Source organism: Halomonas citrativorans, assembly GCF_014898005.1.
GTDB lineage: Bacteria > Pseudomonadota > Gammaproteobacteria > Pseudomonadales > Halomonadaceae > Vreelandella > Vreelandella citrativorans.
The window spans coordinates 157,696-178,047 of record NZ_JABUYX010000001.1 but is presented as its reverse complement, the minus strand read 5'-3'; the positions used below and the strand labels follow the sequence as shown (position 1 = coordinate 178,047).

Genomic DNA, 20,352 nt, shown 5'->3' with positions numbered 1-20,352 from the left:
GATAAACCGCTAAAAATTAGTCGCTTGAGAGCAGCTCAAAAGTGTGCTGATCGATCATTTCAAGCGCTTTACCGCCGCCTCTTGCCACACAGGTAAGTGGGTCTTCGGCAACGATGACCGGCAATCCCGTCTCTTCAGCAATCAGCTTATCGAGGTCGCGCAGCAACGCGCCACCGCCTGTTAACACCAAACCGCGCTCCGCAATATCAGAAGCAAGCTCTGGGGGCGACTGCTCAAGTGCGCTTTTAACAGCGGCGACAATCGAGCCAAGCGTTTCCTGCAGCGCTTCCAGAATCTCGTGCGAGTTCAACGTGAAGCTGCGCGGTATACCTTCCGCTAAATTACGCCCACGGACGTCGATTTCACGCAGCTCACCACCGGGGTAGGCGCAACCAATCTCTTCCTTGATTCGCTCAGCCGTGGCTTCACCAATCAAGCTGCCATAGTGGCGGCGCACGTACGCGGTGATCGCCTCATCAAAACGGTCACCGCCTACGCGGATCGATTCTGAATACACCACGCCATTAAGCGAAATAATGGCAATCTCGGTGGTACCACCACCAATATCTACCACCATCGAACCTTGCGCTTCCTCAACTGGCAGCCCTGCGCCAATCGCAGCAGCCATTGGCTCTTCGATCAGGAACACTTCACGGGCGCCAGCCCCTTCAGCGGACTCACGGATCGCTCGCCGTTCAACCTGCGTTGACATGCACGGTACGCATACCAGTACGCGCGGGCTAGGCGTCAGGAAGGTGCTCTGGTGCACTTTACGAATAAAGTGCTGAAGCATCTGCTCGGTGACTGTAAAGTCGGCGATAACGCCGTCTTTCATGGGCCGGATGGCGGTAATATTGCCAGGCGTACGTCCCAGCATGCGCTTTGCGTCGGCACCTACCGATGCCACGCTACGCATACTGCCAGACTGGCGAATGGCGACAACGGACGGTTCATCAAGCACGATGCCACGACCGCGAACATAAATCAGTGTGTTGGCCGTACCCAGATCGATCGACAGATCGCTGGAAAACAGCCCCCTCAAACGTTTGAACATGGATGTTGTTACCTAGTGCAGACCGGGAACCCTGTGCGGATGCAAACGGTATCACCGCAACCCCTTGGCAGCAAGCACGAGTCGCGCTGAACACTGCCCGCGGAGGTCAAAATGTGCTACCTTTTGCGGCTATTTTCCACGTCTGCTACACAAGACGTTTTTTTCGATGACTGATTGTATACCGTATAACGCGGAATATGTTCCATCTCACGTTTTAGCGAGGAATTTTCGATCATGGCGCTTGAAGAATCTCATGTGCGCCGGGCTGCGCATCTGGCCCGACTCGCCGTCAGCGATGACCAGGCTATTGGCTTTGTAGACGATCTAAGCCGCATTCTGGACATGGTCGACCAATTACAAAGCATTGATACAGAGGGAGTTTCTCCGCTTTCACACCCATTGGACGCCACCCAGCGCCTGCGTGCGGACGAAGTAACCGAAACCAACCAGCGCGACACCTTTCAGCGTTGTGCTCCGGCAGTGGAAAACGGCCTATATCTGGTCCCCCGTGTCGTTGAGTAAGAAAGCCGTGTTTTTAAGGCTGTTTTAACGACAGTTTTAATGACGGTTTTAAAGACAGTTTTAACGACGGTTTCCACACTTTTCATACGTTCTCGAACGGAGCTTTCGGGTCATGCTTGATAAAACGTTAACGCAACTCGCTGCCGCCTTAAAAAGTGGTGAGTTTTCCAGCCGCGAGTTAACCTCGCACTATTTACAAAAAATTGAAAAAGCTGATAGCAAGATCAACAGCTTTATTACCGTGACCGCTGAACAGGCGCTTAATCAGGCCGAAGCGGCCGATAAAGCACGCGCAGCGGGTAATGCCGGGCTGCTTACCGGCATTCCTTTGGCGTTAAAAGATATTTTTTGTACACGCGATGTAAAAACCAGCTGTGGCTCCAAAATGCTGGATAACTTCATCGCGCCGTATGATGCCACCGTCGTAGAGAAGCTTAATGCGGCCGGCACCATCAGCCTGGGTAAAACCAATATGGATGAGTTCGCCATGGGCTCCTCCAATGAGAATAGCTACTACGGTGCGGTTAAAAACCCTTGGGATTCAACCGCTGTTCCCGGCGGCAGTTCCGGCGGAAGCGCTGCTGCAGTCGCTGCCGGCCTTGTGCCTGCGGCCATGGGTACCGATACCGGCGGCTCTATTCGCCAGCCGGCGGCTTTTTGCGGCATTACGGGGTTGAAGCCCACTTACGGGCGCGTTTCGCGCTACGGCATCATTGCCTACGCATCCAGCCTGGACCAGGCAGGCCCCATGGCCCGCTCGGCTTCCGACTGCGCGCATTTGATGAACGTGATTGCGGGTCACGACGTACGCGACTCCACCAGCGTCGCCCGCGGTGTGCCTGACTATACCGAAACCCTCAATGCACCGCTTTCAGGCCTAAAAATCGGCCTACCGAAAGAGTATTTTGGTGACGGACTAGACCCCGAGGTCGAAAAAGCCGTGCGTGACGCGGTAAGCGTGTATGAGTCGCTGGGTGCGACGGTACGCGAAGTGAGCCTTCCGCATACTCACTATGCGATTCCGGCCTACTACGTCATCGCCCCTGCGGAAGCTTCCTCCAACCTGTCGCGCTATGACGGCGTGCGCTTTGGATACCGCTGCAATGAGCCGGTCGATTTAGTCGATCTTTACATGCGCAGCCGTGCCGAAGGCTTCGGTGAAGAGGTCAAACGACGCATTCTGATTGGTACGCATACTCTTTCTGAAGGCTTTTTTGACGCCTACTACACCAAAGCGCAGAAAGTTCGCCGCTTGATTCGCCAGGACTTTTTAGACGCGTTTGAAGATGTTGACGTCTTGATGGGGCCGGCCTCGCCGACGCCGGCCTTTGACCTGGGTGCCAAAAAAGATCCGGTCTCGATGTATCTGCAGGATATTTATACGATTGCCGTGAACCTGGCGGGCATCCCCGGCATCAGCGTACCCGCAGGCTTTGCCGGCGGCCGCCCAGTAGGCTTACAGATTCTGGGTACGCACTTTGCTGAAGCGCAGCTTTTAAATGTGGCGCACCAGTATCAGCAAGCGACCGACTGGCACCTTCAACTTCCTGCTATTGCCGAGGAGCACGCCTAATGCAATGGGAAACCGTAATTGGGCTGGAAGTCCACGTACAGCTCGCGACTCGCTCCAAGATTTTCTCTGGTGCTTCTACCGCGTTTGGCGCTGAGCCAAATACCCAAGCATGCGCGGTTGATTTGGGCCTTCCAGGAACGCTGCCTGTTCTCAACGAGCAGGCCGTGGCCATGGCCGTTCAGTTTGGTCTAGCGGTCCATGCGGATATTGCTGAAGTATCGGTATTTGATCGCAAAAACTACTTCTACGCGGACCTACCCAAAGGCTATCAAACCAGCCAGATGTATCAGCCCATAGTGGGTCCTGGGGACGTGGAAATTACCCTGGATGACGATACTACCAAGCGTATTCGCATTCACCATGCGCACCTGGAAGAAGACGCTGGAAAGTCGCTGCACGAAGACTTTTTAGGCATGACCGGCATCGATTTAAACCGTGCAGGCACTCCGCTGCTAGAGATCGTTTCCGAGCCGGATATGCGCAGCGCCAAAGAAGCCGCCGCGTATCTTAAAGCGATCCACTCCATCGTTACGTATCTGGGCATTTCCGACGGCAATATGGCCGAAGGCTCAATGCGCTGCGATGTGAACGTGTCTGTGCGCCCGAAAGGCCAGGAAGCCTTTGGCACCCGGGCAGAGATCAAAAACGTTAACTCGTTCCGCTTTGTCGAGCGGGCGATTGCGTTTGAAGTAGAGCGCCAGATTGAGCTCATCGAAGACGGTGGTACTGTCGTTCAAGAGACGCGCCTGTTTGATCCTGAGCGCGATGAAACCCGCAGCATGCGGACCAAAGAGGAAGCCAACGACTACCGCTACTTCCCCTGCCCCGACCTACTGCCCGTCGTACTTGATAACGCTTACCTGGACCACTTACGCAGCCAACTGCCTGAACTGCCCGCCGACAAGCGTGAGCGCTTCAAGAGTGAGCTAGGCCTTTCTGCTTATGACGCCGCGGTGCTATCTGCCAGCCGTGAAATGGCCGAGTTCTTTGAGGAGGTTCACCAAGGTTGCGGTGATGCCAAGCAGGCCGCAAACTGGGTACAGGGCGAGCTTTCCGGGGCGCTTAACCGTGAGAACCTCGCCATCAACAGCAGCCCCATATCGGCGCGCCAGCTGGGCGAGCTACTTAGCCGAGTGATTGACGATACGATCAACGGCAAAGCCGCCAAGCAGGTCTTCCAGGCGCTCTGGAATGGCCAGGGCGAAAGTGCCGACGCCATCATCGAAGCCAAAGGGCTTAAACAGGTCACTGATACCGGCGCGATTGAAGCCATGATCGACCAGGTGATCTCTGAAAGCCCGGCTCAGGTCGCGCAGTATCGCGACGCAGAACCTGAAAAACGCGGCAAGATGATTGGCTACTTTGTGGGTCAGGTAATGAAAGCCTCGCGCGGCACGGCTAACCCCCAGCAGGTTAACGGCGTGTTAAAAGAGAAGCTCGACGCGCTGCTGTAAGCATCAACGTTTGGCTCGTACAGCAACGCGAACGGCGGCCTTGGGGCCGCCGTTTTTATTACCTTAAAACGGTTCTTTCAAGCCAACTGACCTGGCGACATATAACGCGCTAACTGAGCGCAGCCTGCTGCCCATACATCTGCCTCTAACTCCGCAATGCCCGCGGTGTCGAACCCCAGCCCCTGGCCCGGCCTGCCCTCCACCAGCAGTTCCGTCAGATTACCCACCAGCGGCATATGGCTGACCAGCATTATCGGCGCGCTGTCTGGCTGTGTTAACAACCATTCGCTTACCTTGGCCGGGTCATCCTCTGGGGTTATAAAGTCCAGCGTGCTTAGCGAACAGCCTAATGCCTCAGCGACAATACGTGCCGTTTGTTGCGCACGCGCATAGGGGCTTGCATAGAGAACCGGTACGAAAAGCTCCCCTTTTGCCAAGCGTGCAGCCAGCCATTGCGCCATCATGGCGGCTTCGTGCTCCCCCTGCGGGGTGAGCAGCCGTTTGCTATCCAGAAAGCCGGGCGCTGCTTCTCCGTGGCGCATAATGAATAAGCTACTCATGCCAGCCTCGATTATCCAAATGGGCCTGCTGAACTGCCTCACGGGGCAGAATAAATTCTACATCACTGCTCTGCTCGCCCATCATCAGCGTACGCGCCATCTCCTGGGCAGGCACACCGCCGAAGAGAACATGGGAGAGGCCTTCGGCAAGCGGCATATATACACCCATTTCCTGCGCCTTGGCACACACCAGCTTAACCGTATTGACGCCTTCAGCCACTTGGCCAAGCGCGGAAACAGCCTCTTCAAGGCTGCGCCCCTCGCCCATGGCATACCCCACGCGATAATTACGCGACAGGTTCGACGAACAGGTCACAATCAAGTCGCCCACCCCGGCAAGGCCAAGGAATGTCATGGGGTTAGCCCCCTGGGCCACGGCAAAGCGGCTCATTTCAGCCAGCGCCCGAGTCATTAGCATGCTGCGGGTATTTTCCCCCATACCCAACGCAGCGGCCATGCCCGCCGCAATGGCATAAATATTCTTAAGTGCACCGCCCAATTCCACCCCGTGGCGATCATTGCTGGCATAAACACGAAAGTAGCGGCAGCCCAATGCTTGCTGCACACGGGTGCGCGTTAGCGCATCGGCACTGGCAATCACTGTCGCCGTTAGCTGCTTATCGGCTATTTCTGAGGCAAGGTTGGGGCCTGCGATGACGCCAATATGGGAAAAGCCGGTTTCATCCGCTAACACCTGACTCATCAGCAGAAAGCTATCCGACTCAATACCTTTGGTGGTACTGACCAGAATTTGTCTTGCCTTTAGCCAAGGTTTCGCGGCCTGCACCACGCTTCGAAACGCCTTTGAGGGAATGGCGATAAGCACAAGCTCGGCATCGTCCAGCACCGTGTGCAGGTCCGTTGAGGCTTGAACGGCAGGATTCATCGCATAGTGAGGCAAGTAGCGACCGTTACGGTGCTCTTGATTAATTTGTGCGACCAGCGCTTCGTCTCGCATCCATTGACGCACATGGGCACCGTTATCCGCCGCGATGCTGGCAAGCGCCGTACCGAAACTGCCACCTCCCAGCACCGCGACCTTGATTTGCTGCTCAGCCATAAGGATGTCCTGAAAAAATCACGCGAAAAGTAACAGCTACTTTATCAAAACAAACGGCCCGCTTGGGAATCCAAACGGGCCGTGAAAAGTAGCAACGACGATTAAGCGGTCAGTACGCTGTTTAGACGCTTCACATAAGCGGCTGGGTCGTCCAGATGACCACCTTCGGCGATAATCGCCTGGTCAAGCAGGATGTGCGCCAGCTGTGTGAAGATCTCGCCTTCTGCTCCTTCCAGGCGTGTTACCAGCGGGTGCTCCGGATTGAGCTCTAAAATGGGCTTAACGTCCGGCATTTTTTGCCCGGCGGCTTCCATAATGCGGCGCATTTGAAAGCCCATTTCATGCTCAGGCAGCACGACGCAGGCCGGTGAGTCGGTCAAACGATGGGTAACCTTGACGTCCTGTACACCATCGCTAAGCGCTTCTTTAACGCGCTTCAGCAAGTCTTCTTTCGCCTTGGCTGTCTCTTCCTGAGCCTTTTTCTCGGCTTCGTCTTCGACATCACCAAGGTCCAGCTCGCCTTTGGCAACATCCGCAAAGGATTTACCGTCAAACTCGGTCAGATGGCTCATCAGCCACTCATCAATACGGTCAGACAGCAGCAGAACTTCGATACCTTTCTTACGGAAGATCTCCAGGTGCGGGCTGTTTTTCGCCGCATTGAAGCTATCTGCTACCACGTAGTAGATCTTCTGCTGGCCTTCTTTCATGCGCTCGACGTAGTCGGCAAGCGATTGATCCTGGGTAGCGGTGTCGCTGTGCGTGGACGCAAAGCGTAAAAGACCAGCAACTTTTTCGCGGTTAGCAAAATCTTCGCCTGGGCCTTCCTTCAGCACGCTGCCGAAGGTGTTCCAGAAGGTTTGGTACTCTTCGCTGTCCTTGGAAAGCTTTTTAAGCATATCCAGCGCACGCTTGGTCAGCGCCCCTTTGATCTTGTCGACCTGCGGGTCCTGCTGCAAAAGTTCGCGGGAAACGTTGAGCGACAAATCGCGCGTATCCAATACGCCTTTGATAAAGCGCAGGTAGAGCGGCAGGAACTGTTCAGCGTCATCCATGATAAATACGCGCTGCACATAAAGCTTAACGCCGCGAGCGCCATCGCGCTCATACATATCAAAAGGCGCCCGGCCCGGCACGTAGAGCAAACTAGTGTACTCAAGCTTGCCCTCTACCTTGTTGTGGCTCCAGGCAAGCGGGTCGCTAAAGTCATGGGCAACGTGCTTATAAAACGCCTTGTACTCGTCATCAGAAACATCGCTCTTGGGGCGCGCCCAGAGTGCAGTGGCTTCGTTAACGGTTTCCCACGTGGTGACTTCGCTACCTTCGATGTCGTTGCCTTCATCATCCTTGACCGTTTCGGTCTTGGGCATGCGCACGGGCACTTCAATATGATCAGAGTACTTGCGCACCAGGTTTTGAAGGCGGTAATCGTCAGCAAACTCTTTAGCGTCTTCTTTCAGATAAAGCGTAATTTCGGTGCCGTGAAGCTCGCGCTCAATATCAGCGACGGTAAACTCACCTTCGCCTTTAGAGCGCCACTCAACGCCTTCAGAGGCGGCCGTCCCGGCTTTGCGGGTACGCACTGCCACTTCGTCAGCCACAATAAAGCCTGAGTAGAAACCTACACCGAACTGGCCGATCAACTTGGCATCTTTTTGCTGCTCGCCTGACATCTGCTTTAAAAACTCAGCGGTGCCTGAGCGGGCGATGGTGCCCAGATTAGCGATAACGTCTTCGCGGTTCATACCAATACCGTTGTCGCGCAACGTAATGGTATTGGCTTCTTTATCGTGCTCAATTTCTACTCGAAGCTCGCTGTCGCCTTCGTACAGCGCATCGTTATCTAGCGCCGCGTAGCGCAGTTTGTCACAGGCATCCGCGGCGTTAGAGATAAGCTCACGCAGGAAAATCTCCCGGTTGGAATACAGGGAGTGAATCATCAGGTTGAGAAGCTGCTTAACTTCTGTTTGAAAGCCTAACGTTTCTTCGTGGGTCGCTGTTGACATTCGCCTAGCCCTCATCAATCACGTTTGTTTAGAGTTCCTGCCTCCCAATGAGACAGGAACGAAAAAATGTGTGAGTTGGATATGGGGATAAGCAGAGCGATTTCAAGAAGGTGAGTGTTGAGAAGTAGTGATATCAATATCGCCGTACTTCCAGGCGCGGTAATCTGCCAAGCGCTGGTCAATACGGTTGAGAAGCCAGCCAACGATAATGACATCGTCAATCAGACCTATGAAAACGAGAAAGTCCGGAATTAAATCGAACGGCATTGCAAGGTAGGCAAGCGCCAGCGTCATCATGCCAAAGGCAGCCCAGGGCACAGGCCGAAAGCGACCGCTCAGGACATCAGACGTCATGGGCACAAACAGTTTCAGTGCGCGTCCGATACGTTTTACAGCCCAGAGGCGGGATTTAAGTCGACGAAATAGCCACAACGTGGATAATCGAGCCATCGTAATTGAATCCTCCAAGTGTCACGATTGTCTGAACACTATTTGACCATTTCGTTCACTATTAGCGGTTGCCAATCCGTTAGCGAGAAAGAGAGAAAATTATGCAGGCATCGCCATTCAGATCCCCTTTTCGCACTTTATGCGCGGCAATCCTGGTGGGCTTACCCACTGCCTCATGGGCTGCTTCTGATACCGCTATGCGCGATGCGTTAGAAGCCGCTCGTCAACAACAGTGGAACCACATCGACGAGCGCGCTATTGAAGGCCATGTGCTGAGCGGCTATGTCGACTACCACCGATTACGCAATCAACTACCCAACGTCTCGACGGCCCAAGTACAACGCTTTATTGACCAGCATAACGACTCTCCGCTTTCTGAGTGGCTACGCGGCCAGGCCATTGCCCAGTATGGCCACGCGGGGCGTTATAGCGATTTGCTGGCCGTTGCCGATGGCGAACCTGCAGGCACCGCTCGCCAGTGTTATTACTATACAGCCATACTGGATTCACAGCCCCAGCAGGCCGCAGAGGCAGGCCTTGCACTTTGGCTTGAAGGAAGCTCTCAGCCCGATGCGTGTGACCCCCTGTTTGACCGCCTGCGGGCTAACGGCACGATTGATTCAAAGGCTATCTGGGAGCGAAGAATGCTCGCTTGGCAAGCCGGTGAAGATCGTCTCTCAGACTATTTAGACGGGCTGCTCAGTGGCCAGTGGCACACCGCTATTGAAACCGCCGACCAAGTGAATACCAATACCCGCGCGGTCACCTCAGCGCCCGCCTGCCTTGGCCCTGAATGCGCGGCAACCGCCAGTTTCTACAAAGCCGCGATGCAGCGGTTCACCCGTGAAGATACCCCGGCCGCATTGAGTAGCTGGCAAACCATCGCGCCCAACTTGAACCTTCTACCCAGTGATCAGCAAACCATTGAAGAAGAGTTGGCTTTCTATGCACTGGTACGCAATGTACCCGGCGCCTTAGGCTGGGTAGATGACGTTCTTCCCTCGTTGGATAGCGAGCGCGTGCTTGAGCTACGCGTACGTCGTGCATTGGCAGACCGGCAGTGGCAGGAGGTGATTCACTGGATTGCGGAAATGCCCACCAGCCAACAAGAAAACAGCCGCTGGCAGTACTGGCTGGGGCGTGCCAATGAACAGCTGGGCAGCCAGGAGGCAGCCACCGCTCGCTACCGTCAGGCGGCGACCGACCGCAGCTTTTATGGGTTTGCGGCCGCTGAACAACTTGGCCAGCCTTACCAGCTCAATCTTGAGCGCAATCATTTTGATGAGACTTCACGCGAACGCACTGCACGCCTCCCCGTGGTCCAGCGTACCGAAGCGCTGCTACGCATTGGCGAAGACGGCCTTGCCAATAGCGAATGGCTGTATGCGGTGAAAAACGGCACGCCCCAGCAGGCGCGCGCCCTGGCCGATTATGCAGCCCATCAACAGTGGCATGCACGCCTGGTACAGACCACGATTGCTGGCAGCATGTGGGATGCGCTTGATTGGCGCTTCCCCGAGGCTTACCGGGAGAGCTTTATGCACTGGGGCCACCAAACCGGTGTAGACCCGTATATGCTAATGGCGATTACCCGTCGTGAAAGTGCCTATAACCCGGTAGCGCTCTCTCCAGCAGGCGCCCGCGGTTTGATGCAGTTAATGCCCGGCACGGCAAGCCTGGTAAGTCGCCAATTGGGTATTAGTGACCCAGGGCCTTACGGCATTCTTGACCCTGAACTTAATATTCGCCTGGGCAGCACTTATCTGCGCAACAAGCTTAACCGCTATCAGGGTAACCGACTTGCCGCCGCTGCCGCCTATAATGCTGGCCCTGGGCGTGTTGATCAGTGGCTGGGAAGCGGCATGGAGTCATTTGATCTGTTTGTGGAAAGCATTCCCTTTAAAGAAACACGCGATTATGTGCAGGCGGTGCTTAGCTATCGGGTAATTTTTGAAAGTTTGGCCAACGGTGGTAACAGCGAAGGTGTTTCACTGTTAAGTGATAGTGAACAACAGGTACGTTACGACCGCGCTTTGCTGGCTCGTCAATAAGCGTACAAAGGTAATCGCGCTTACTGCCTGGTCAGTTTACTCACCAAGCGCCCAGTTATACTGGGCGCTGCTCCATCGCCAAACGGAGCCCAAACGCGACCAGCACCGCGCCAGTCGCGGCATTTAACGCCTGCGCAAAGCGCACGCTGGCGAGCCACTTGCTGGCGCCTCCCACCATGAATACCACGCTGATTTGCCAGATATTGGCAATGATAAAGTGGACACCTGCTAGCCACAGGGACTTGACCAACGCCGGATCACCCGGCGCAATAAACTGAGGCAAAAAAGCCATATAAAAAATAATCGTTTTTGGATTCAATACATTGGACAGCAAGCCTTCCTTAATGGGCTGCCAAAGCGGAACAGGAGAAGCAGCACCGATCACCCCTTTGACCGGTAATGGCTGGCCACGCCTTGCAGCTAACAAACTGGTGACCCCTAGCCATACCAGATACCCCGCCCCGACCAACTTTAATAGATGAAATGCCCAGGCCGACTGGAGCAGAATCAGTGAAATACCTAATGCCGAGATGGTCGCGTGTACAAACAGACCGCAGCAGATCGCTAAGCTGGTGGCAATGCCGTCCCGAGTCCCGCCTCGGGCAGTGTTACGGATAACCAGCAAGGTATCCACGCCAGGCGTAATCGACAACAGCGTAATAGCGACCAAAAAGGCCACAAACTGAGAATCTACAAGCTGTATTGACAACATATACGCGGCTCAACAAAAGTTAAGAAACATTAGATTGTTACTGGACGACCCATTTTTTTGCATCTACATTGATTTTGGCGGGCGAATCCTATGCAGGTTCGCTTGATCATTATAGGCACGTTAAGGAAACGACTAATGGCAACTGGCACCGTCAAGTGGTTCAACGATACGAAAGGTTACGGCTTCATCTCACCGGATGATGGCAGTGACGACCTGTTTGCGCACTTCTCCGAAATTCAAGCGGAAGGCTTCAAGACCCTGCAAGATGGTCAAAAAGTCAGCTTTGAGGTAACGCAGGGTAAAAAGGGCCTTCAGGCTTCTAACATTCGCCTTGCTTAATCATGGCCGAATGTAGCGAGGCCCGCCAAGGCGGGCCTTTTTATTGCCTGCTCAACGCGCCTTATTGATGAGTAGCGTTAGTATTATCGCTGTCTGCGTCTTCATTCAGAATAACCCCACGGCTACTACTGCCATTATGTTCACGCTCGATTTCCTGAAACTGCTCTTCAAGTCGCTTTTGGGCTTCCTCAAAGCGGCGTTCGGTATCCTCAATCAATGCATCAACATCGGTAGCTTCCCGGTTATCTTCCAAGCGCGAGCTTTCGGGTAGGCTGCTCTGTGTTTCCCACTCATTGGACAATGCTTCTTGCTCAATAGCATCGTACTCTTCGGCTTGTTGCTCTGCTTCTTCAAACTGCTCATTTAGGCGCCGTTGGGCTTCCTGAAAACGCTGTTCAGTCTCTTCAATCATTTGATCGACGTCGGAGCGCGTTGCCTCTCCTGGCAATGCGCCACCCTCTTGCAGTATCTCATCAGGGTCCGCCGCCAGAGTGTCTTCGCCTGCCGTTACCTCTTGGGCCTCGGGCTCGTCAGCGTTGACCGCATCATCTTGCATATCATCACGCAGCGCCTCGGCCTGCTCTAGCTCTTCAGCGGCCTGGCGCGCCTCAACGTCATCCTCTACCTCCGCAGGACTTGGCATATCCGCGGCATTTTCAGCGGCGGCCGGCGCTTCTTCCTCTTGTACAACGTCTTCATCAGAAACCGATGAAGGCTCATCCGGTGTCACATCAGTCTCTTCTTGAGAGTCACCACATGCGCTTAGCAATAGTGCCAAGGTGGCAACAACCGGTATCCATAAACGGTTTACCATTAGATTCCCCTTCTTAAATAACGCTTTTAAAGACAGCCTACGATCAGTGTCGGTCATTTGCTGACAGTAACGAGCAACCCTCAGGCAATAAAACGTGCAGCGCCAACGGCACCACTTCAACGCAAAAACGATCATACTGACACATTTCGCCGTCCAGCGTTAAGGGCCAAGCAGGATCATCTTTCTGAGTTGTGACCGTCAGCTCAGTCGCTGTGAAATAGCGTACATACTGCCCATCAGAGGGAAAGCTCTGAAGCTCGCTAATCAGCGTCGGCAGTTCCGTTACGGAGCTAAAATCCTTCACCAGAAGAACATCCAAGCGGCCATCATCAAGCTTGGCACGTGGGGCGAGCACCTGTCCGCCGCCTGATTGCCGGCCATTACCTAACGCCAATAACAGCAGCGAGACATCCTGCTCTTTATCGCCCCAGTGAAGCGTGCCACGATAGCTGCGATGCCGCCAGGCTTTAAGCGCCCCCATTAAGGAGTATGCACCTCCGCCTAACAAGCGTTTCAGCGTCTTCGGTGTTGAAGAGGTAATTTCCGCCCCAAATCCGCCCGTGGTCATGTTGACGTAGTACTGAACGACGGTTTTATTATTAGCCTCAGCCGTTACTCGTACGACATCAACGGGGTATGCGCTTAGTGTCCTTGCCTGTGCCAGCGCAGGGCTTGGCTCCAACGGTAACCCCGTGGAGGTGGCAAAGTCGTTGGCACTGCCCAGCGGCACAACGCCCAAAGCGGGACGCTTATCATGAGCGACACGCATTAGCCCGTTAACCACTTCGTTAACAGTGCCATCGCCGCCGCAGGCGATGACATGGGTGATGCCCATATCACATGCCTGCTCGGCAAAGAGAGCGGCGTCACCGCCCTCCCATGTTGAGCGCACGGTAATCGGCATCCCTGCCTCACGCTGCTCTTCAACGGCTTCACGCAGTGCCGGGTTCCCGGCTGATTTACCATTTATAATCAGTAAAAAATGCGGTTGTGAGTCGTTCACCAATGGCTTCCCTTTCATGGTTGGAACGCTGGGAGTGCTTACGCCAGCGCTTTTTCAACTACTTCATATACGTTCGAAGATAGCGGCTCTTTTTTGATACGTTCCAACTGCGCATGCATTAAGGCCTGGCGCGCTTCGTCAAAACGCTGCCAGCGTGTTAGCGGGGTAACCAATCGCGCGGCAATTTCCGGGTTTAGTCGATTAAGCTCAATCACCACATCGGCAAGCAGCGCGTAACCCTTACCATCCAGGCGATGGAAATTAACCCGATTTTGCGTAAAAGCACCCACTAGCGCACGTACTTTGTTTGGGTTCTTGATTGAAAATGCCGGATGCTGCATCAAGAACTCGACACGCTCCAGCACATCAGGCTGAGGCCGCGTCACCTGAATCGTAAACCACTGATCCATAACCAGCGAATCATGCGCCCATTTTTCACCAAACGCTTTTAAAGCGGGTGACGACACGTCATCACGTTCGCTATGCACAAGCAGCGTTAGCGCATGGCGCACATCGGTCATATTGTGGTCAGCGGCAAACTGGGCCTGACAAAATGCAATCGCCTGCTCATCCTCAATCGACATCAAATAGCTAAGCGCTATGTTTTTAAGACTACGCTGGGCGATTTGCTCAGGCGTTGGCGCGTAAGCCTCCTCCGAGCGATTGGCTTCAAACGTGGCCACAAATTCATCGCGAAGTGCTAACGCCAATGATTGGCGCACAAACTCACGCGCCGCGTGAATCGCATCGACATCGACGATCGGCTGCTGCTCGGCAATGTAGGCTTCAGAAGGCAGGGTTAGCATCTCGGCCAGCACCGCCTTGTCAGACGTGGAGCTTGTCAGCAGCGCTCTAAAGGCTTCCGTAACGCGGCCATCCATGACTTTTTCAACGCCATTACGATGCGCCGCGATCAGATCGTCCAACGCCAGCATGGCCAAGCGCTGACCGGCATCCCAGCGGTTAAAACCATCACTATCATGGGTGAGCAAAAATGCCAGTTCTTCACGTGAATAGGGGAAATGTAGCTTCACTGGCGCCGAGAAGTCACGCAGCAGTGACGGTACTGGCGCCTCGGCGACATCGGTAAAGACAAAGGTCTGCTCGTTATCGCGTAAATGGATCACCGCATCCTTGCCCAGCACTTCCCCGGCCATGGTCAGCGTTAAGTCCTGACCAGATTTGGTTCCCACCAGCCCCATCCGCACAGGGATATGCAGCGGCTGCTTCTCGGTTTGGCCGGGCGTGGCAGGCGTGCGCTGCCGAAGCGTTAGCCTGTATTCACTATGTACATAGTCGTATTCACCGTGGACATCAATCTCTGGCGTACCTGCCTGCGCGTACCAGCGCATAAATTGATCAAGCGTTTGGCCCGACGCCTCTTCCATACAGCCAACAAAGTCTTCAATGGTGACCGCCTGACCATCAAAGCGCTCAAAGTAGGCATCGGCCCCTTGGCGGAAATTTTCCCACCCCACCAGGTTACACAGCATACGCACTACTTCTGCACCCTTTTCATAAATAGTCAGGGTGTAGAAATTGGTGATTTCAATGTAGTGGTCGGGGCGCACAGGATGCGCAGTGGGGCCTGCATCTTCTGCAAACTGCGCCGTACGGAAAAAAGACACATCTTGAATACGCTTAACCGGCGCCGAGTTGGTATCAGCGGAAAAACACTGGTCCCTAAAAACGGTAAAGCCTTCTTTCAGCGATAGCTGGAACCAGTCACGACAGGTCACTCGATTGCCGGACCAGTTATGAAAATATTCGTGGGCCACAATGCCTTCCACGTTTTGAAACGTGGCATCGGTGGCGGTATTGGGATGCGTCAGTACAGCGGCAGAGTTGAAAATATTCAGCCCCTTGTTCTCCATCGCTCCCATATTGAAATCGTTAACGGCCACGATCATAAACAGATCAAGGTCATATTCGCGGCCATAGGTCTGTTCATCCCACGCCATGGAACGTTTGAGCGAAGCCATGGCGTGTTCGGTTTTATCCAGATTTTCCTCTTCTACCCAAATTTGCAGCGTGACATCACGGCCGCTCATGGTAGAAAAGTGGTCTTCAACCTTGTGTAAATCACCCGCTACCAACGCAAACAGGTAGCACGGTTTAGGATGCGGATCTTCCCATTTCACGAAATGGCGACCGTTTTCCAATATACCGCTGTCCACGGGGTTGCCGTTGGCCAGCAAAACGGGTTCGTTGTTTTGATCACCAATGACCGTGACGGTGAAGGTGGCCATCACATCCGGGCGGTCTGGGTAGAACGTAATGCGCCGAAAACCTTCCGCTTCACACTGGGTACAGTACATACCACTCGACTGGTAAAGCCCTTCCAGAGCAGTGTTAGCACCAGGCGCAATTTCTACCTCACTTTCAAGGCTGAACGCTGCCGGCACCTGCATAATACGCAGGCTGCCCTCATCCAACTGGTAATCCGCTTCCGCTAGCGGTGTGCCATCAATGGCCAACGAGATCAGCGACAACTGCTCGCCATTCAGCACCAAGGGCGTTTGGGCGTCTACGTTTTCGTTACGTTCAATCAACAATCGTGCTTTTACACGGGTGGCAGCAGGGTCAAGATCAAACGTCAGCTCGGTATGGGTGACCTGGTAGGCGGGCGGCTGATAGTCGCTTAAATAAACCGGCTGCGGATCAGACATAGTGCGTTAGCTCCTGTAATAAACGATGGTTGCGAGTAGACAAAAGAGTGGCAAAAAATGGGGCAGCGCATAGACACCGCCCTACACGTGATAAGGCTTAATCGCGGAAATTATCAAACTGCAGAGGTAGTTCAGGCCCCTCTTCACCCCGTAAAAGCGCCATGACGCCTTGTAAGTCGTCACGTTTTTTCCCGGTCACGCGAACTTTTTCACCTTGAATTTGCGCTTGGACTTTAAGCTTACTCGCCTTGATACGCTTTACCACATCCTTGGCTTCTGCCGCATCAAGCCCCTGCTTCAAAACGACTTCCTGACGCGCCTTCACCCCGGAAAGCTCGGGGTCTTGAACATCCATGCAGCGCGCATCAATGCCTCTGGCAATTAACCGACCGCGCAGTACATCCAGCATCTGTTTGAGTTGAAAATCGACCTGGGCCTCTAACTGCACTTTTTCGCCTTCAAGGGCGAAGCTTGCGTCAACGCCTTTAAAATCAAAACGCGACTGCACTTCACGATTCGCCTGGTCAACGGCGTTAGACGCTTCGTGCTGATCAAATTCCGACACAATATCAAAAGAGGGCATGGCATTTTTCCTGGCAAGTTATGAAGGGTTATTTTAGAGCAGTAAGCTGCCTATCGGCCAATTCTGTTATTGATTAGCCACAAAAACCTCGATTCCTTCGGAAAAGCTTAACAACTGTATAAATTTTATTCACATTTAAGCCATCATCACGGCATTGCAAGCTCTATATGGCGTAGGCTAGAAATCTTCATGCAGCCTTTTAAGAGGAAAGTGACGGTGAAAGACCGCGATACACGCCATAAAGCGTCGATGGAAAAACTCAAAGCCCGCGTGGATGAAAAAGTAGCCAGCGCCACAGAACAACGCGGACTGCTGCTGGTGAATACCGGGAATGGTAAAGGCAAGACCACGGCCGCCTGGGGCACCGTCACCCGTGCGTTGGGCTATGGCTATCACGTGGGGGTTATTCAGTTTATTAAAGGCTTATGGGAGTGTGGCGAACGCAACCGTTTGGAAGATGACCCTAATCTTGACATAGCAATTATGGCGACGGGCTTTACCTGGGACACCCAAAACCGTGAGGCCGACACTCAAGCCTGCCTGGCCGTTTGGAAAGAGGCTGAGCGCATGCTGGCTGACCCAAACACTTACCTGATCGTGCTGGATGAAATTACCTACATGCTCAAGTTTGGCTACCTGGATATCGCCACCGTTAAAGCGGCGCTTGAAAATCGCCCCAGCGAGCAGACGGTAATTATTACGGGGCGTAATGCGCACCGTGAACTGATAGCCATGGCGGATACCGTCACCGAAATGCAGGAAGTTCGCCACGCCTTTAATAATGGCCTACAGGCACGTCGCGGCATTGATTTTTAATCAATATTTACCAAAAAGGGGCGCCAAGGCACCCCTTCTCATACACCCGGCGATATTCTCAGCGAGTGTTATTCGACGACAGCGGATTATTCGCCGTCAAACGGATTGCGCAGTACGATGGTTTCAACACGGTCTGGCCCCGTTGAAATAATATCAATACTGGTGCCCACCTGCTCTTCCAGGAAACTGATGTAAGCGCGGGCGTTAGCCGGTAAGTCGTCGACGTTTTTAGCACCCAGCGTCGACTCTTTCCAGCCTGGTAAATCCTGATAAAGCGGCTCTATGGCTTCGTAGCCTTCAGAATCAACCGGGTTGTCCAGCACGTCACCATCTTTACTGCGATAGCCCACGCACACCCGAATATTTTCCAGACCATCGAGCACGTCAAGCTTGGTCAGGCAGATGCCGGATATGGAGTTAATTTGTACCGCATGACGCAGGGCCACAGCATCAAACCAACCGCAACGGCGTGGACGACCCGTGGTGGCGCCAAACTCGTGGCCACGCTCAGCCAGGTGACGGCCATGGTCGTCGAACAGCTCAGTGGGGAACGGCCCTGAACCCACGCGCGTGGTATACGCTTTGGTAATACCCAGCACATAATCCAGGTAAAGCGGGCCGACACCAGAACCCGTGGCCGTGCCGCCAGCCGTGGTGTTGGAGCTGGTAACAAACGGGTACGTGCCGTGGTCGATATCCAGTAGCGAGCCTTGGGCGCCCTCAAACAGAATATTCTCACCCGCCTTGCGCAGGTCGTGAACCATGCTCACGGTATCGCATACCATCGGACGAAGCTCATCGGCCATTTGCATGGCGCTATCCAGCACTTCCTGGAAGTCGACGGCGGGTTCACCGTGGTAGTTAACCAATACGAAGTTGTGGTAATCCAGCACTTCGCCCAGCTTGGAGGCAAACCGCTCCCGATGAAGCATATCGCCCAAGCGCAAGCCACGGCGTGCCACTTTATCTTCGTAAGCCGGACCAATGCCTCGACCCGTTGTGCCAATCTTGGCAACGCCACGGGCTTTTTCGCGGGCCTGATCAAGGCGCACGTGGTAAGGCAAAATCAGCGGGCAGGCAGGTGAAAGGCGCAGGCGCTCACGCACCGGTACACCTTTATCTTCAAGCTCGCGGATCTCTTTGATCAGCGCTTCAGGCGAAAGCACCACACCGTTGCCGATTACGCAGGTTTTACCCGGACGCAGGACACCCGACGGAATGAGATGAAGCACCGTTTTTTCACCGTCGATTACCAGCGTGTGGCCCGCATTATGGCCACCCTGGAAACGCACTACCGCCGCCGCTGACTCGGTGAGCAGGTCAACAATCTTGCCTTTGCCTTCATCACCCCATTGGGTGCCCAGGACTACGACATTCTTACCCATTATGCACTCGTCTCTTGTGTCAGGGCCGTTGTCTGCCAACAGCCATCGATAAACTCAAGACGGCGGTCACACTTGTGCTCCGCCGGCCCAGTACGCTGCCCAGGCAGCGCTTGAATAACGCGTTCTCCCTGCTCTCGCAGTGCAACTATGGCAGCGTTGAGAGACTCTTCCTCTTGGGCAGGCGCCCAAATGGCGCCGTTGCCTGGCGATGCCAAGGCCAATGATGCCAGCTGCTTTAAATCCATCGAAAAGCCAGTAGCCGGACGTGCACGCCCAAAGGCGCGCCCCGTATCATCATAGCGGCCACCCTTTGCAAGCGCATGGCCGTAACCTGGCACATAAGCGGCAAACATCATGCCTGTGTGGTATTGATACCCACGCAACTCGGCAAGATCAAAATAGAGCGACACGTCAAAGCGAGCCAACACGCCCTGATACAGCGCACTTAACTGATCAAGCGCGGCGGTTACAGAGGCCGGAGCACCTGCAAAGCGCTCGCGTGCTTGCTCAAGTATACTGGCGTCGCCGTGCAACTCACCTAGCGCCATAAACATATCAGCCAGTACCGGGTCGCTGACGCTTGCGTTAACTTGCTCCGCCAATTGTCCCGGCGACTTGAGTGCCAGTGCCTCAAACAGCGTGCTCTCCTGCTCATTATTAAGCGCGGCAGCGTCTACCAAACTACGGTAAATGCCGATATGCCCAAGAGCCAGATGTATTTCACCTGCGCCTGCGGCTTTTAAACTGGCGAGCGCCAAATGAATGATTTCACTATCGGCCTCTAACCCAGCATGGCCAAACAGTTCGACGCCGACCTGAACAGGGCTGCGTCCACCCTGATGCTGATCAGCTTTAGCGCGCAGTACGTTCGTGCAGTAGCACAGCCGAACGGGCCCTTGGCGTTTGAGCGAGTGGGCATCCATACGCGCCACCTGCGGCGTAACATCTGCCGAGGCGCCCATCATACGGCCGGTTAATTGGTCTGTTAGCTTAAAGGTTTGCAGATCAAGGTCGGTACCGGTACCGGTCAACAAGGAGTCTAGAAACTCCACCGGTGGTGGCATGACCTGGTCATAGCCCCAGCAATGATAAAGATCAAGCAGCGCGCGGCGCAGCTCTTCCATGCGGCTTGCCTGAGGCGGTAGCACCTCATCCATGCCGTCGGGCAACAGCCAGCGGTCAGCGATGGTCATGTAAACAATCCTGCAAGACGATGAAGGCCCTGGAGTCGATGAATACGCGCTTGACGCATTAACGTTAAATGAGGGCCACAAAAAAACCGGGCGACGCCCGGTTCAATT

Annotated in this window: 18 protein-coding genes; 6 read left to right on the top strand and 12 right to left on the bottom strand. The window is 54.3% G+C overall.

Features of this window, described 5'->3' with window-relative positions:
- Positions 1–16: 16 nt before the first annotated feature.
- Positions 17–1,054, bottom strand: a complete 1,038-nt coding sequence (locus tag INT20_RS00735; RefSeq protein WP_087109456.1) for a rod shape-determining protein — start codon at positions 1,052–1,054, stop codon at positions 17–19.
- Positions 1,055–1,288: 234 nt separating this feature from the next.
- On the opposite strand from INT20_RS00735, the gene gatC reads away from it, so the two are divergent.
- The 3 genes from gatC (at position 1,289) to gatB (ending at position 4,603) form a co-directional block, all read left to right on the top strand.
- A complete protein-coding gene (gene gatC / locus INT20_RS00730; RefSeq protein ID WP_087109458.1) occupies positions 1,289–1,576 on the top strand; it encodes an Asp-tRNA(Asn)/Glu-tRNA(Gln) amidotransferase subunit GatC in 288 nt (95 codons plus the stop codon).
- 112 nt (positions 1,577–1,688) lie between these two features.
- Positions 1,689–3,149 carry an Asp-tRNA(Asn)/Glu-tRNA(Gln) amidotransferase subunit GatA gene (gatA, locus tag INT20_RS00725; protein ID WP_193053818.1) on the top strand — a complete coding sequence of 487 codons (1,461 nt, stop codon included), beginning with the start codon at positions 1,689–1,691 and terminating at the stop codon, positions 3,147–3,149.
- The gene (gatB, locus tag INT20_RS00720) at positions 3,149–4,603 is read left to right on the top strand and encodes an Asp-tRNA(Asn)/Glu-tRNA(Gln) amidotransferase subunit GatB (protein WP_172116296.1); all 1,455 of its coding nucleotides are present in this window, start codon (positions 3,149–3,151) and stop codon (positions 4,601–4,603) included. The genes gatA and gatB overlap by 1 nt, the downstream gene beginning before the upstream one ends.
- Positions 4,604–4,680: 77 nt before the next feature.
- Here gatB and sixA read toward each other — a convergent pair whose 3' ends face one another.
- The 4 genes from sixA to INT20_RS00700 all read right to left on the bottom strand — a co-directional run bounded on the left by sixA (position 4,681) and on the right by INT20_RS00700 (position 8,679).
- Positions 4,681–5,163, bottom strand: coding sequence for a phosphohistidine phosphatase SixA (gene sixA, locus INT20_RS00715; RefSeq protein WP_193053819.1), 483 nt, complete (start codon positions 5,161–5,163; stop codon positions 4,681–4,683).
- Positions 5,156–6,223 (bottom strand): NAD(P)H-dependent glycerol-3-phosphate dehydrogenase, encoded by a 1,068-nt coding sequence (locus INT20_RS00710; protein WP_193053820.1) that lies wholly within the window; start codon positions 6,221–6,223, stop codon positions 5,156–5,158. The genes sixA and INT20_RS00710 overlap by 8 nt, the downstream gene beginning before the upstream one ends.
- A gap of 101 nt (positions 6,224–6,324) precedes the next feature.
- Entirely contained in the window at positions 6,325–8,229 is a 1,905-nt protein-coding gene (gene htpG, locus INT20_RS00705; protein ID WP_193053821.1) for a molecular chaperone HtpG, read from the bottom strand.
- 102 nt (positions 8,230–8,331) lie between these two features.
- Entirely contained in the window at positions 8,332–8,679 is a 348-nt protein-coding gene (locus INT20_RS00700) for a YkvA family protein (protein WP_193053822.1), read from the bottom strand.
- Positions 8,680–8,780: 101 nt separating this feature from the next.
- Between INT20_RS00700 and INT20_RS00695 the strand changes: the two genes are divergently transcribed.
- Positions 8,781–10,730 (top strand): transglycosylase SLT domain-containing protein, encoded by a 1,950-nt coding sequence (locus tag INT20_RS00695; protein WP_193053823.1) that lies wholly within the window; start codon positions 8,781–8,783, stop codon positions 10,728–10,730.
- A gap of 55 nt (positions 10,731–10,785) precedes the next feature.
- Here the strand turns inward: INT20_RS00695 and INT20_RS00690 are convergent, their stop codons facing one another.
- Positions 10,786–11,442 carry a LysE family translocator gene (locus tag INT20_RS00690; protein WP_193053824.1) on the bottom strand — a complete coding sequence of 219 codons (657 nt, stop codon included), beginning with the start codon at positions 11,440–11,442 and terminating at the stop codon, positions 10,786–10,788.
- Between the two features lie 135 nt (positions 11,443–11,577).
- Between INT20_RS00690 and INT20_RS00685 the strand changes: the two genes are divergently transcribed.
- On the top strand, positions 11,578–11,781 hold the full coding sequence (locus tag INT20_RS00685) for a cold-shock protein (RefSeq protein WP_018915713.1): 204 nt from the start codon (positions 11,578–11,580) through the stop codon (positions 11,779–11,781).
- Between the two features lie 61 nt (positions 11,782–11,842).
- Here the strand turns inward: INT20_RS00685 and INT20_RS00680 are convergent, their stop codons facing one another.
- The 4 genes from INT20_RS00680 to INT20_RS00665 all read right to left on the bottom strand — a co-directional run bounded on the left by INT20_RS00680 (position 11,843) and on the right by INT20_RS00665 (position 16,850).
- Positions 11,843–12,595 carry a hypothetical protein gene (locus INT20_RS00680; protein WP_193053825.1) on the bottom strand — a complete coding sequence of 251 codons (753 nt, stop codon included), beginning with the start codon at positions 12,593–12,595 and terminating at the stop codon, positions 11,843–11,845.
- Between the two features lie 43 nt (positions 12,596–12,638).
- The gene (gene yegS / locus INT20_RS00675; RefSeq protein ID WP_193053826.1) at positions 12,639–13,598 is read right to left on the bottom strand and encodes a lipid kinase YegS; all 960 of its coding nucleotides are present in this window, start codon (positions 13,596–13,598) and stop codon (positions 12,639–12,641) included.
- Positions 13,599–13,636: 38 nt separating this feature from the next.
- Positions 13,637–16,267 carry an aminopeptidase N gene (gene pepN, locus INT20_RS00670; RefSeq protein WP_193056270.1) on the bottom strand — a complete coding sequence of 877 codons (2,631 nt, stop codon included), beginning with the start codon at positions 16,265–16,267 and terminating at the stop codon, positions 13,637–13,639.
- A 97-nt stretch (positions 16,268–16,364) separates the two neighbouring features.
- Positions 16,365–16,850, bottom strand: coding sequence for a YajQ family cyclic di-GMP-binding protein (locus INT20_RS00665; protein ID WP_172116287.1), 486 nt, complete (start codon positions 16,848–16,850; stop codon positions 16,365–16,367).
- Between the two features lie 216 nt (positions 16,851–17,066).
- On the opposite strand from INT20_RS00665, the gene cobO reads away from it, so the two are divergent.
- Positions 17,067–17,666, top strand: coding sequence for a cob(I)yrinic acid a,c-diamide adenosyltransferase (gene cobO, locus INT20_RS00660; RefSeq protein WP_193053828.1), 600 nt, complete (start codon positions 17,067–17,069; stop codon positions 17,664–17,666).
- Between the two features lie 86 nt (positions 17,667–17,752).
- Here the strand turns inward: cobO and INT20_RS00655 are convergent, their stop codons facing one another.
- Together INT20_RS00655 and INT20_RS00650 are read right to left on the bottom strand one after the other, a co-directional pair.
- Positions 17,753–19,051, bottom strand: coding sequence for an adenylosuccinate synthase (locus tag INT20_RS00655; RefSeq protein WP_193053829.1), 1,299 nt, complete (start codon positions 19,049–19,051; stop codon positions 17,753–17,755).
- A complete protein-coding gene (locus tag INT20_RS00650; RefSeq protein ID WP_172116284.1) occupies positions 19,051–20,244 on the bottom strand; it encodes an ATP phosphoribosyltransferase regulatory subunit in 1,194 nt (397 codons plus the stop codon). The genes INT20_RS00655 and INT20_RS00650 overlap by 1 nt, the downstream gene beginning before the upstream one ends.
- Positions 20,245–20,352 lie beyond the last annotated feature (108 nt).